The sequence below is a fragment of the Nocardia sp. NPDC052316 genome (assembly GCF_044547795.1).
GTDB lineage: Bacteria > Actinomycetota > Actinomycetes > Mycobacteriales > Mycobacteriaceae > Nocardia.
The window spans coordinates 120,973-133,534 of the sequence record NZ_JBIUBB010000006.1; the positions used below are offsets into that span (position 1 = coordinate 120,973).

Sequence of the window (12,562 nt, forward strand, 5' to 3'; positions counted from 1 at the left end):
ATTGTCACGCAGCGGTTCAGCGAGGCAGCCGAACGATGAAGGTGCTGCCTTCGCCCTCGACGCTGCGCACGTCGACGGTGCCGCCGTGCGCGGTGACCAGCGCCTGCACGATGGACAACCCGAGGCCCGTGCCGCCGCTGGTGCGAGTGCGTGAACTGTCGGTGCGGTAGAAGCGTTCGAAGATGCGCTCGGCTTCGTCGGTGGGTAGGCCGGGGCCGGTGTCGGCGACCTCCAGCAAGACCTCGTCGGCGGCCGGCGTGAGGCGGACGACCACCGCGGCGTCCGGCGGGGTGTGCGTGAGCGCGTTGTTGAGCAGGTTGCTCAGCACCTGCCGGAGTCGGGTCTCGTCGCCGATCACCTCCAAAGTGCCCTCACCGGAATGTATTTCGAGTTCGATCGAGCGTCGGGGCGCGTCCGGATTCGCGGCCGCGGCCATGGCGCGCGCACTGTGCACGGCATCGCTGGCCACGGCGAGCAGGTCGACCTGGCGCCGCTCCAGTGGACGCTGTGCGTCGAGCCTGGCCAGCATCAGCAGGTCCTCGACCAGGATGCCCATGCGCTGGGACTCGCGTTCGATGCGGTCCATGAACAGGTCTGGATCGGTGGTCGCACCCTGCCGATAAAGCTCGGCGAAGCCACGGATGGTGGTGAGCGGGGTGCGCAGTTCGTGGCTCGCGTCGGCGACGAACTGGCGCATCTTCGCCTCCGAATGCTTGGCCGCGGCCTCCGACGCCTCGGTCTTCGCGAACGCCTGCTGGATCTGGGCGAGCATGCCGTTGAGCGACCTGGACAGCCGGTCCACCTCGGTGTTGTTGCCGCGCACCGGCACTCGGCGATACAGGTCGCCGCGGGCGATGGCGGCGGCGGTGTTCTCCACCCGAAGCAGCGGCCGCAGGCTGCGCCGGATCACGAAATACGCGGCGACGGCCAGCGCGCTCAGCACGAGCAACCCGACGACCAGCTCCAGCATGACCAGGCGTTGCACGATGTCGTAGTTCTGGTTGAGCGGCAGCGCCACCGTGGTGGTGCCGTCGGGCACGCGGACCGTCAAGATCCGCCACTCGGTCGGCCCGCCGCCGTACGAACCCACCGTCATCGGCCCGATCGGCGGCGACTCGGGCAGCGCGGGTTCGGCGTCGACGCCGAACGCCTTGATGAAGTAGATCCGTCCGTCGTCCTGCACCGAGCGGACGTAGAACTGGCTGGTGTGGCGCGGATCGCCGGGCAGGCTCGGCGGCGGCGGCACCCGGCGGCGCGACCATTCGATCGCGCCGTTGCGCAGCTGCTGGTCGGTGCGGTCGGTCAGCGAGCGTTCCAGGCCCGAGGTGACCACCATGCCGGAGATCAGCAGGCCGAGTCCCGCGGTGGCGACGAGAATCAGCATCAGCGTCACGCGCAGCGGGATCGCCGAGAGCGCGCCTGCGGCCTTGGCGCGGATCGCGGCGATCTTTCCCGCGCTTATGACCCCACCTCGCCGCCGCGTGGCAGTGTCACGACCCGGTCGATCATGTGGCCGACCGGGTGCGGCTCGGCGCGCGCATGACATAGCCGACCCCGCGCAGGGTGTGGATGAGGCGCTCCTCGCCGGTGTCGACCTTCTTGCGCAGATACGACACGTAGGTCTCGACCACCCCGACCTCGCCGCCGAAGTCGTAGCGCCACACGTGATCCAGGATGCGCGGCTTGCTCAGCACGGTGCCCGCGTTGACCATGAAATAGCGCAGCAGGGTGAACTCGGTGGGGGACAGCGCGACCGGCTCGCCCGCCTTCCACACCTCGTGCGTGTCGTCGTCGAGCTCGATGTCGGCGAACCGGAGCCGGGAACTCTCCGGGCGCGGTGCGGCGTGGCCCGCCCGGCGCAGGATCACCCGCAGCCGGGCCACCACCTCCTCCAGGCTGAACGGCTTGGTGACGTAGTCGTCCGCGCCGAGGGTGAGCCCGGTGATCTTGTCCTGCACCTCGTCGCGCGCGGTCAGGAACAGCACCGGCGCGTCGATGCCGTCGGCGCGCAGCCTGCGCAGCAGGCCGAAGCCGTCCATGCCCGGCATCATCACGTCGACGATCAGCGCCTGCGGCCGGAAGCTGCGCGCCTTGTCCAGCGCCTGCGCCCCGTCCGCCGCCGTGTCGACGGCGAAACCCTGGTACCGCAGGCTGACCGCGAGCAGCTCCACGATCATCGGCTCGTCGTCGACCACCAGCACCCGCGCCTCGGGTGCCTGCTCCGCAGGCGCACCACTCATGGCTTCATGGTCCGCTATGCACCTGCGAACTCGCTGGACGTTATCTGGGTGATTCCTGTGAACGATTTACCTGGATGGCTGGCGTTCCTCCGGATAGACGTCGTCGTCGGTGAGCAGGGCGCTGCCCGCGACCTGGTCCTGGGCGAGGGCCTCGAGGAAGGCGCGGGCCCAGCGGTCCACGTCGTGGGCGAGCACCTGGCGGCGCAGCGAGCGCATGCGGCGGCGCTTGGTGTCGCGATCGTCCTCCAGCGCGGAGACGATGGAGTCCTTGACGCTGTCCAGGTCGTGCGGGTTGCACAGGTAGGACTGACGCAATTCGGCTGCGGCGCCCGTGAATTCGCTGAGCACCAGGGCGCCGTTGAGACCGCTGTGGCAGGCGACGTACTCCTTGGCGACCAGGTTCATGCCGTCGCGCAGCGGCGTCACCAGCATGACGTCGGCGGCGACGAAGAAGGCGATCAGCTCGTCGCGCGGGATCGGCCGGTGCAGATAATGCACCACCGGGTGGCCCACCTGGGCGAACTCGCCGTTGATCCGGCCGACCTGACGCTCGATGTCGCCGCGCATCTGGATGTAGCTCTCCACCCGCTCGCGGCTCGGCGTGGCCAGCTGGATCATCACGGTCTCGGCCGGGTCTATCCGCTCTTCCAACAGCAGCTCTTCGAGCGCGTTGAGCCGGATGTCGATGCCCTTGGTGTAGTCCAGGCGGTCGACGCCGAGCAGGATATTCTTCGGATTGCCCAGTTCCGCACGGATTTTCGTGGCCCGCTCGCGGATGGAGCGGCGCCGGGAATGCTCGTCGAGCTCGGCCGAGGAGATCGAGATCGGGAACGCGCCGACTCGGACCGTCCGGAAGCCGACCTGGACGACACCAAGCTTGGACCGCACCCCGACGGTGCCGCGCGAGGTCGGCTGGCCGGCCAGCCTGCGCGCCAAGTACAGGAAGTTCTGCGCGCCGCCGGGCAGGTGGAAGCCGATCAGGTCGGCGCCGAGCAGGCCCTCCACGATCTCGGTGCGCCACGGCATCTGCATGAACAGCTCGACCGGCGGGAACGGGATGTGCAGGAAGAAGCCGATGGTCAGGTCGGGGCGCAACATCCGCAGCATCTTCGGCACCAGCTGCAGCTGGTAGTCCTGCACCCACACGGTGGCGCCCTCGGCGGCCACCTTCGCGGTCGCCTCGGCGAAGCGCCGGTTCACCGTGACGTAGGCGGCCCACCACTTGCGGTCGTACACCGGGCGCACGATCACGTCGTGGTAGAGCGGCCACAACGTGCCGTTGGAGAAGCCCTCGTAGTAGTCGGCCACTTCCTGGGCCGTCAGCGGCACCGGATGCAGCTCCAGGCCGTCCTCGATGATCGGGTCGACGTCGGCGTCGGGCACGCCCGCCCAGCCCACCCACGCGCCTTTGTTGTTGCGCAACACCGGTTCCAGCGCGGTGACCAGGCCGCCAGGGCTGCGTTTCCATCGGGTCGTGCCGTCGGGCAGGCGTTCCAGGTCGACCGGCAGCCGGTTGGCCACGACGACGAAGCCGGAGCCGGACTCGGCCGGACCGGTCCGCGCGGTCGTTGTCTCGTCAGGTGCTGGTTCTAGGGCGGGCTCGGAGTCGTCGGACGAAGTCATCTGGTCCACTCACGCATCCTTTGCGCGTCGCTGGGTCCCCCGGGGAATCGGGTAGGTCGACGTCGCCGTTGGCGTCGAAAGGGGTTGGGCTCTAGTCGACCCGGGAGCTCGGGCCGATGCCGAGCATCGACAACAGCATCCGGCACTCGTCGGCGTCTTCCGCGTAGGCCGCGACAACGCGCTGGGCCTGACGTGCGGTTTCATCGGCAAGTGGTTCCAGATCGTCGTCCGCGATGTCGTTCGCGCTGCCCTTCGCGGCCATCTTCAAGTCCTCCCGGTTCACTACGCTCGTACGTGCGAATAGTCAATGGTATCTGGCGCCGCCAGGCGCGGGTGGCACCCGCGTCACACCAGCCCCCGGCCGGTGTGCCGACCCCGTCCGCCCCTATACCGTGGACTGAGCATCAACTCCACGAAAGGGTCGATATGCCGCTGGCCACGGTGAACGGAATTTCCCTCAACTACCAGGTCAAAGGTGACCGCGCGCGGGGTACCGATGTCAAGGGGGCGGGGCCGCTTGTGGTCATGATCATGGGCACCGGCAGTCCGGGCCGGGTCTGGGAGCTGCATCAGGTCCCCGCGCTGGTCGCCGCGGGCTACCGGGTGTGCACCTTCGACAACCGCGGGATCGCCCCCTCCTTCGAGGCTGCCTCGGGCATGACCATCGACCAGTTGGTCGCCGACACCGCCGGGCTGATCGAGCTCCTCGACGAGGGCCCCGCGCTGGTGGTCGGCACCTCGATGGGGGCACGGGTGGCGCAGGAATTGGCGCTCGCCCGGCCCGAACTGGTGCGCAAAGCCGTCTTCATGGCCGGGCACGGGCGCCTCGACCAGTTTCAGAAGACGCTCTCGCTCGGCGAACACCAGCTCGACGCGAGCGGGGTGCGACTGCCGGAGAAGTACGAGGCCGCGGTGACCGCGGTGATGAACCTCTCGCCCGCCACGATGGCCGACACGAACGCGGCCCGCGACTGGCTCGACCTGTTCGAGTTCACCGGTGGGCCGGTGACCCCCGGCATCCGCGCGCAACGTCGGATGGATCACGATTTCGAGCGGGTGCAGGCCTACCGCGCCATCACGGTGCCCTGCCTGGCCGTCGGGTTCGCCGACGACCGGATGATCCCGCCCTATCTGACCAGGGAGATCGCCGAGGTCATCCCCGGTGCGCGCTACCAGGAAGTGCCCGACGCAGGGCACTTCGGTTACCTCGAACGCCCCGAGGCGGTGAACAAGATCCTGCTCGATTTTTTCGCGAGCTGAGTTTCCCGGCCCGAGGTAACCGCCCAGGCGTAACGTCTCCCTTGCTAGGGTCGAAACAACGCTCGGGACTCCAACGGCGCGCAAGTCCGTGGACCCCTCGGTTCGTCGGACCCGGCGCCGGGCGATCCAAGAGCGATCCCGTACATAGCGCGAGTATCCAGTGAGGTGAAATTGAGCACCAACCCCTTCGATGACGAGGACGGCCGCTTCTTCGTCCTGGTCAACGACGAAGAGCAGCATTCCCTGTGGCCTGCGTTCGCGGAGGTCCCGGCCGGATGGCGTGTCGTGTTCGGCGAGGACAGCCGCGCTGCCTGCGTCGAATACGTCGAAAAGAACTGGACCGACATGCGTCCGAAGAGCCTGCGCGACGCGATGGCCGCCGACGACGCGGCCCGTCAGGGCGCCCAGTCCTGACCCTCGGTAGCCGAATACCGCGCCGGGACAACTCGACTGCGTGACACCGTGAGCCGGTGTCACGCAGTCGGCCTGCCCGGCTATGATGGCAACCGCTTTCGTAGAAGGCACCCGCCTCCTTAGCTCAGTGGTAGAGCACTCGCCTTGTAAGCGAAAGGTCGTCAGTTCAATCCTGACAGGGGGCTCGAACGATCCGTGACCCTGCAATAGCACTGCGGGGTCACGGATTTCGGTCGAGCGAGCACACTCCGGCGTAGCTGCCCCACTGCACCTCGGCGATCTCGTCGGAGTCCGCGTTGTAGGTCGAATCAGCCGCACGCACGGCATCCGCCTCCCTTGGCGTGCAGTACAACTGGACAACCAGATAGCCACTCACTTTGCTGGTCACTTCCTCTCGTCAGATGCCATGGCAGTGCCGTTTGTGGTAGCCCGTCGACATCTTGCTGTCGACGTCCTTCTCCGCAAGTTTCCGGGCATCGGCCCCATTGAAGGCGCGGCCTGTCCCCTCGACCTGTTGGGTGGAATGCCCATTCGCCGATAGGCGTCGGGTGTTGCTCAAACGTCCCCGTCCCCATACTTATTGCCCTTCGCAGCTCCTTCGCCGACGGCGGGTCGGCCTGACCGATCTTCTGGGCGACGAGGTTCAGCACGAGTTGTTATCCATCCACGCCTCGGGTGGCAACGAAGGTTTTTTCGGAAGAAGCCATCGAGGAGTGGAGCGAATGTGGAAGCCAGGCGGTGGGGTGGATTGGTGGTCGCGGCGTTTGCCGCGGTGCTGTGGGGCGGGTCGGTCGCGGTCGGGTTCTGTCCGGTGGCGGTCGCGGGCGAACCCAGCAGGGAGATTGCGGACGGCAGGGACTTAGATGCCGCGAAACAAGAGTTGCGGGAGGAGATCGAGCGAGTCACCGACGCGGAGCTGAAAGCAGCGAACCTGTGTACGTCGGAGGAGGAGAAGCAGGAGGGCGCGGCCGAGAAGTGCGACAAGAAGCGTGCGGCCAGCGCCGAGAGACGACTCGACGCCATTGACCTCGACAGCAACCAACGGCCCAGTACGAATCCGGCGCCGTATGAGATGAGAGCCGACGTCGGCGTTGCACCGGCCCGGTCGTCGGCTGAGGCCGCGGCGCGAGATGTGTGTGTTTACATGACCCAGTACGGCGGGGCGTACTGCGGATCGTGCGACAAGGTTGCGAGCAAGTATCTGGATTGGTGCAACGTGGTAACCGGGCGCGCACTGGGGTCGAGTTCGAGCAAGCACGACGACCGCTATCTGGATGACTTGAAGCTCGACGTGAAGGCGGCCGCCTACCTCGCCTTCGAAGAGGACAAGATGGGCGACTCCGACGTTCGAACGAAGGCCGACAAAGCCGAGGCTTACGCGGTCTACATGTGGGAGCAGATCGGTTGGCCGGAAGAGGGTAATACGGGACGCTCGGAGGAGTAGCAGGTAATCGAGGTAGCGTTCCTCGATTTCCTGAGCGATGTCGGAGCGGAACTCCGATCGAGCACGCTCATGTCGGGCGCGCCCGCTCACGTTGTAGGGCTCATTGCAAAAGGGTGGTTGGGCCGGTGCTCGGTCCGACCACCCTTTCGTGTTGGGCTGGAACGGGTTCAGTCCGGGACGTTGGCTCCGTAACCGAGATCGCGCAGGGCTTGCTTGATCTTGGTTTGCGCCTCGTCCATGGATTCGGGGGTGGGGTCGGGGTCGGCGCCGGAGATGTCGAAGTCGCCCATGGTGAAGGCCGGGAAGACGTGCACGTGCAGGTGGGGGACCTCGAGGCCGGCGATGAGCAGGCCGGCTCGTGGGGCGTCCCAGGCCGCGCGCACGGCCTGACCGATCTTCTGGGCGACGAGGTTCAGCCGGGCGAAGGTGTCGGCGTCGACGTCCTGCCACTGGTCGATCTCCTTGCGGGGTACCACGAGGGTGTGGCCCTGGGTGACCGGTGCGATGGTGAGGAAACCGACGAATTCGTCGTCCTCCCAGACGAATCGACCTGGAAGCTGACCGGCGATGATCGCGCTGAAGACAGAAGCCATGTTTCGCAGGCTACGCGCTGCGGCTTCGGGCGGCGCTCGGCGCGACTACACCGCCGCGAAATGCGACAGGATGCCCTGCACCTCGTAGATGTCGACCTGGCGATTGAACCTCTTCTGCAGCGGCTCGCTGCTACCGGAGATCCAGATGCAGAGTTCGGCGTCGAGGTCGAAGGTCCCCGCGGTCTCCACCGAGAAGTGGGTGATCGCCCGGTAGGGGACGCTGTGGTAGCTCACCTTGCGGCCGGTCATGCCCTGCTTGTCGACCAGGATCAGGCGCCGGTTCGTGAACAGGATCGCGTCGCGCACCAGGAGATAGGCGGCGTAGATCTGTTCACCTTCGCCCATCAGTTTCGCGTATTCCTGTTGCGCCCTGGCGGGATCGATCCGCCCGGCATTGCCCATCAGTCCGTCGATCAGACCCATCGTGTGCACATCCTTCGCGCGGTGTGGGTGATGTGGTCCGGTCGCGGATGTCCGAACCATCCCTTTCCATCATCCACGTCGCGAGACCGATATTCGATGGTCGACTGCTGTTCATGAGTGAGCGCAGCGCGCCGGGGGCCTTCACCTAAGCTGTCTGCCGTGCGCGTACTCGTCATCGGTTCCGGAGCCCGTGAACATGCCCTCGTCCTGGCGCTGCGCCGCGACCCGGCGGTGAGCGGGATCGTCGCCGCTCCGGGCAATGCGGGTATCGCCCAGCACGCGCAGACCAGGCCGGTCGATCCGTGCTCCGCGGAGGCGGTGGTGGCGCTGGCCACCGAGTCGGCGGCCGATCTCGTGGTGATCGGACCCGAGGTGCCGCTGGTGCTCGGCGTCGCCGACGCCGTACGCGCGGCCGGGATCGCCTGTTTCGGGCCGTCGGCCGCGGCGGCGCGGATCGAGGGCTCGAAGGCCTTCGCCAAGGACGTGATGGCGGCGGCGGGCGTGCGGACCGCGCACAGCGAGATCGTGGACACCCCGGCCGACCTGGACGCCGCGCTGAGCCGGTTCGGCCCCACCTGGGTGGTGAAGGACGACGGTCTCGCCGCGGGCAAGGGTGTGGTGGTCACCACCGATCGGTCCGCGGCCCGCGATCACGGCGCCGAACTGCTCGAGCAGGGGCACCCGGTGCTGCTGGAATCGTTCCTGGACGGTCCGGAGGTTTCGCTGTTCTGTCTGGTCGACGGCGAGACGGTGGTGCCGCTGCTGCCCGCGCAGGATCACAAGCGAGTCGGGGACGGCGACACCGGACCGAACACCGGCGGCATGGGCGCCTACACGCCGCTGCCCTGGTTGCCCGAGGCCGCGGTCACCGCGATCGTCGACGATGTGGTGAAACCTGTTGCGGCGGAGCTGGTTCGTCGTGGCTGCGGATTCTCCGGGCTGCTCTACGCCGGCCTGGCGATGGGTGCCGCCGGTCCCGCGGTGGTCGAGTTCAATTGCCGCTTCGGCGATCCCGAAACCCAGGCCGTGCTCGCGCTGCTGGAGAGCCCGCTGGCCGAGCTGCTCAACGCCACCGCCACCGGCACGCTCGCCCAGGTCGAGCCGCCCCGCTGGCGCGACGGCGCCGCGGTCACCGTGGTGGTCGCGGCCGAGAACTACCCGGGCCGTCCGCGCATCGGCGACGTCATCTCCGGAGCTGGCGAGGGCGCCCTCGACGAGTCCGCCGCGGTGCTGCACGCGGGAACCGCGCTGCGTGAAGACGGCGCGCTGGTCTCCGCCGGCGGTCGGGTGCTCAACGTGGTCGGCGTCGGCGCCGATCTCGCCGAGGCCCGCGCGCACGCGTACGAGCGCATCGCCGCCATCAAACTGCCGGGCAGTCACTACCGCACCGACATCGGCCTCGCCGCAGTCGAAGATCGCATCGCTGTGCTGTCCCGCCTCTCCGCCGATTCAGGCCAGACTCGGGAGTCGTGACAGTGGCGTCGGCGGCCGGCGGAGACCTCGTTGGTCGAGTCAGCCGGTGCCCGGTGAGTTACCCATGTACCGGCGAAATCAGTCGTTGCGTCGGAACTAGCTGAAGTTGAGGCCGTGCAGGGCCAGCCACTGGCGGGGATCCACGTGCTGGCCGCCGACGATCACTTCGAAGTGCAGGTGGGGGCCGGTGGAGTCGCCGCGGTTGCCCATGCGGGCGATCTGCATGCCTGCGGGGACCCGCTCGCCGCGCGAGACGAAGAAGTCGTACATGTGGCCGTACACGGTGATGCTGCCGTCGTCGTGGCGGATGCGCACCCACAGTCCGAAGCCCTCGGCCGGGCCCGCGTCGATGACGGTGCCGTTGGCTACGGCGTAGATCGGGGTGCCGATCGGGCCCGCGATGTCGATGCCGTTGTGGAAAGTGCCCCAGCGGGAGCCGAATCCGGAGGTGAAGGCGCCGCGGGCGGGCATGACGAAGCCGCCGATGCCCGGCAGCACCGCACCCGGCATCGTCGTCGAGCCGCCACCCATCCACGGCTGCCACTCGCCCGCCGCCGCCGCGGCGGCCTCCGCCTTGGCGCGTTCCAGGGTCGCGCGTGCGGCGGCCGCGACGACGGCCTGTTCGCGCAGGCGTTCACCGTTGGCGATGGCGTTCAGGTACCGGCGCACCGAAGGTGGGGTGGATTGCACCTGTAGCGGGTAGGCCACGGCGACGCGTTGGGCGTGGGCCTGATCCGGGATGCGATCGCTGATCACACCGGTGTAGTAGGTGTCGCCCGCGGCGAATACGGCAACCGCGGCGAGCCCAGCCAGCAGCACCCGATGTTTGCGCAGCAGCGCGAGAAGTTCGTCGCGGTCGGGGCGTTTGTCGTCCCACGTGGCACGCAGCTCGGATCGCCGCCGCCACAGTTCCCGCGGATCGGGTCGCCGTCGCAGGATCTCTCCGACGTTGCGCCGATCGAGCAGGGCCCGTGGGCCGCGCGCCGGTCGTTCCCGGAGCCGGGCGCGCCAGTCCGGCGGAATGACCCCGATGCCACCCACTCCGCGCACCCGGTCGAGCCCAGCTCGTCGAGCATTCTCGAGCATCACGCCGACCATAACCCCGGTAGCAGGGGAGCGCACGACAGGCGCTGCGCACCGGCTACCGTCTGACAGGTGTGCAGAGAATCTCGCCGGTCGACCATTCCACCTTTCTACGTGATGGATGTCTGGAAAGCTGCTGCGCAACGGGCCCGAACCCATGGAGATGTGATCGTGCTGGCCGCGGGGCAGCCGTCGACCCCCGCGCCCGCGCCGGTGCTGCGCGCGACCAAAGCCGCGATCGAAGCCGAATTGCTCGGCTACACCGAGACTTTCGGCATCCTGCCGCTGCGTGAGGTGATCGCCGCACATCACACCGCCACCTACGGCTACGCCGTCGACCCGGACGACGTGGTGATCACGACCGGTTCGTCCGGTGCGTTCTCGCTGATCTTCCTGGCCGCTTTCGATCCAGGAGACACCGTGGTGGTGGCCCGCCCCGGCTACCCCGCATACCGCAACACCCTCACGGCGCTCGGCTGCCGCGTGATGGAGCTGGACTGCGGCGCGGAGACCAGATTCCAGCCGACCGTCGCCATGCTGGAGGCGCTGCCCGAACCCCCAGCGGGGCTGGTGGTCGCGAGCCCGGCCAATCCGACCGGCACCATGATCGCGCCCGCCGAACTGGCCGCGCTGGCGCGCTGGTGCGAGGCGCACGGCACCCTGCTGATCTCCGACGAGATCTACCACGGCATCACCTACGACAGCGGAGATGCCGAAACCTCGTCGGCCTGGGAAACCTCGCGGGAATCGGTCGTCATCGGGTCGGTGTCCAAGTACTTCTCGATGACGGGCTGGCGGCTCGGCTGGATGCTCGCGCCGAGCGGTTTACGCCCCGCCTTGCAACGGCTGGCCTCCAACCTCACCGTGTGCCCGCCCGCGATCTCGCAGTACGCGGCGCTGCACGCGTTCGGCGCCGAGGCCAAGGCCGAGCTCGACGGCCATGTGCGCCGCTACGCGATCAACCGGCGGATACTGCTGGAGGGCTTGCCGAAGATCGGCATCACCGACCTGGCTCCGGCGGACGGCGCCTTCTACGCCTACGCCGACATCGGCCACCTCACCAGCGATGCGCGCACCTGGTGTGCCGACGTGCTCGACCACACCGGTGTCGCGCTGGCGCCCGGCATCGACTTCGACACCGTGCACGGAAATCGGACAGTTCGCTTCTCCTTCGCCGGTGCCACCGCCGACATCGAGGAAGCGGTGGTTCGTCTAGGGCACTATCTCAGTATTCGATAGTCGTGTAAGACAACAACTTTCCGCAGTTCGGCACCGTAGCCGCGCGGATACGGTAGAACATCGATGGTTGCTTTTCCTCGCTGATTTCCCCTGGAAGAACTGATGACGACTGGCACGATGGCACGGTGATCACCGCGACGACCCCGAAAGGCGAACGGCGTCGCCAGGCTCTGGTAGCTGCCGCCGCCGAGTTGTTGCTCGAAGGCGGGTTCGAGGCGGTGCGACACCGGTCGGTCGCGACCCGCGCCGACCTTCCGCTCGCGTCGACCACCTACTACTTCGAATCGCTGGAAGATTTGATCGCGCGGGCGGTCGAGTTCAGCGGCAATGTGGAACTCGACGCGATGCGCCGCCGGGTCGGCGAGGTGAGCCACCGCCGCCGCGGCGCCGAGGCGACCGTCGACCTGGTCCTCGACCTGCTGGTCGGGGTCGACGGGCAGTGGCACGACGAGGGCGCGCGCGGGCAGTTGATCGCGCGGTACGAGCGGTCGGTGGCGTCCGCGCGGCACCCCGAGTTACGCGAGGTGCAGTTACGGCTGCGCGCGCAGCTCGACGAGTTGCTCGCCGATGTGCTGCGCCGCTCCGACCGGTTGGTGCGCCCCGAGCAACTGCGCAGACTGGTCGCCGTGGTCGACGGCGCGGTGGTCGCGGCGCTCACCGAATTGGAGCCCGAACCGCGCCGAATGGCCCGCGGGGCGCTGCTCGAGGTGATCGACATTGTCGCACCGCCGACGCCCCAGCAAGCGGACCGTTTCCGCGCATTAGACTGA

At 67.9% G+C, this 12,562-nt stretch carries 14 protein-coding genes and 1 tRNA gene; 7 read left to right on the plus strand and 8 right to left on the minus strand.

Going from position 1 to position 12,562, the window contains the following annotated elements:
- Window positions 1-16: 16 nt before the first annotated feature.
- The 4 genes from ACIHA7_RS28380 to ACIHA7_RS28395 form a co-directional block, all read right to left on the minus strand.
- Entirely contained in the window at window positions 17-1,384 is a 1,368-nt protein-coding gene (locus ACIHA7_RS28380) for a sensor histidine kinase (RefSeq protein ID WP_397294540.1), read from the minus strand.
- Between the two features lie 121 nt (window positions 1,385-1,505).
- On the minus strand, window positions 1,506-2,240 hold the full coding sequence (locus ACIHA7_RS28385; RefSeq protein WP_397293996.1) for a response regulator transcription factor: 735 nt from the start codon (window positions 2,238-2,240) through the stop codon (window positions 1,506-1,508).
- Between the two features lie 66 nt (window positions 2,241-2,306).
- On the minus strand, window positions 2,307-3,863 hold the full coding sequence (locus tag ACIHA7_RS28390) for a trehalose-6-phosphate synthase (protein WP_397294541.1): 1,557 nt from the start codon (window positions 3,861-3,863) through the stop codon (window positions 2,307-2,309).
- A 91-nt stretch (window positions 3,864-3,954) separates the two neighbouring features.
- A complete protein-coding gene (locus ACIHA7_RS28395; RefSeq protein ID WP_397293997.1) occupies window positions 3,955-4,125 on the minus strand; it encodes a hypothetical protein in 171 nt (56 codons plus the stop codon).
- Between the two features lie 164 nt (window positions 4,126-4,289).
- Between ACIHA7_RS28395 and ACIHA7_RS28400 the strand changes: the two genes are divergently transcribed.
- From ACIHA7_RS28400 to ACIHA7_RS28410, 3 genes are all read left to right on the plus strand, one after another.
- Window positions 4,290-5,123 carry an alpha/beta fold hydrolase gene (locus tag ACIHA7_RS28400; RefSeq protein WP_397293998.1) on the plus strand — a complete coding sequence of 278 codons (834 nt, stop codon included), beginning with the start codon at window positions 4,290-4,292 and terminating at the stop codon, window positions 5,121-5,123.
- Between the two features lie 171 nt (window positions 5,124-5,294).
- Window positions 5,295-5,537: an MbtH family protein gene (locus ACIHA7_RS28405; RefSeq protein ID WP_011207082.1), complete on the plus strand. Its 243-nt coding sequence runs from the start codon at window positions 5,295-5,297 to the stop codon at window positions 5,535-5,537.
- Between the two features lie 113 nt (window positions 5,538-5,650).
- Window positions 5,651-5,722 (plus strand) — tRNA-Thr (locus tag ACIHA7_RS28410).
- Between the two features lie 35 nt (window positions 5,723-5,757).
- Here the strand turns inward: ACIHA7_RS28410 and ACIHA7_RS28415 are convergent.
- Entirely contained in the window at window positions 5,758-5,925 is a 168-nt protein-coding gene (locus ACIHA7_RS28415; RefSeq protein WP_397293999.1) for a hypothetical protein, read from the minus strand.
- A gap of 363 nt (window positions 5,926-6,288) precedes the next feature.
- On the opposite strand from ACIHA7_RS28415, the gene ACIHA7_RS28420 reads away from it, so the two are divergent.
- Window positions 6,289-6,981, plus strand: coding sequence for a hypothetical protein (locus ACIHA7_RS28420; protein ID WP_397294000.1), 693 nt, complete (start codon window positions 6,289-6,291; stop codon window positions 6,979-6,981).
- Window positions 6,982-7,148: 167 nt separating this feature from the next.
- Here the strand turns inward: ACIHA7_RS28420 and ACIHA7_RS28425 are convergent, their stop codons facing one another.
- Both ACIHA7_RS28425 and ACIHA7_RS28430 read right to left on the minus strand, forming a co-directional pair.
- The gene (locus tag ACIHA7_RS28425; RefSeq protein WP_397294001.1) at window positions 7,149-7,574 is read right to left on the minus strand and encodes an HIT family protein; all 426 of its coding nucleotides are present in this window, start codon (window positions 7,572-7,574) and stop codon (window positions 7,149-7,151) included.
- A gap of 45 nt (window positions 7,575-7,619) precedes the next feature.
- Window positions 7,620-7,997 carry a PH domain-containing protein gene (locus tag ACIHA7_RS28430; RefSeq protein ID WP_107659982.1) on the minus strand — a complete coding sequence of 126 codons (378 nt, stop codon included), beginning with the start codon at window positions 7,995-7,997 and terminating at the stop codon, window positions 7,620-7,622.
- A 159-nt stretch (window positions 7,998-8,156) separates the two neighbouring features.
- Here ACIHA7_RS28430 and purD point away from each other — a divergent pair, with 159 nt between their 5' ends.
- Complete coding sequence (gene purD, locus ACIHA7_RS28435; RefSeq protein ID WP_397294002.1) at window positions 8,157-9,470, plus strand: phosphoribosylamine--glycine ligase; 1,314 nt, start codon at window positions 8,157-8,159, stop codon at window positions 9,468-9,470.
- Between the two features lie 96 nt (window positions 9,471-9,566).
- Here purD and ACIHA7_RS28440 read toward each other — a convergent pair whose 3' ends face one another.
- A complete protein-coding gene (locus tag ACIHA7_RS28440; protein WP_397294003.1) occupies window positions 9,567-10,556 on the minus strand; it encodes a M23 family metallopeptidase in 990 nt (329 codons plus the stop codon).
- Between the two features lie 114 nt (window positions 10,557-10,670).
- Here ACIHA7_RS28440 and ACIHA7_RS28445 point away from each other — a divergent pair, with 114 nt between their 5' ends.
- Together ACIHA7_RS28445 and ACIHA7_RS28450 are read left to right on the plus strand one after the other, a co-directional pair.
- Window positions 10,671-11,792, plus strand: coding sequence for a pyridoxal phosphate-dependent aminotransferase (locus ACIHA7_RS28445; protein WP_397294004.1), 1,122 nt, complete (start codon window positions 10,671-10,673; stop codon window positions 11,790-11,792).
- 125 nt (window positions 11,793-11,917) lie between these two features.
- Complete coding sequence (locus ACIHA7_RS28450; protein ID WP_107653948.1) at window positions 11,918-12,562, plus strand: TetR/AcrR family transcriptional regulator; 645 nt, start codon at window positions 11,918-11,920, stop codon at window positions 12,560-12,562.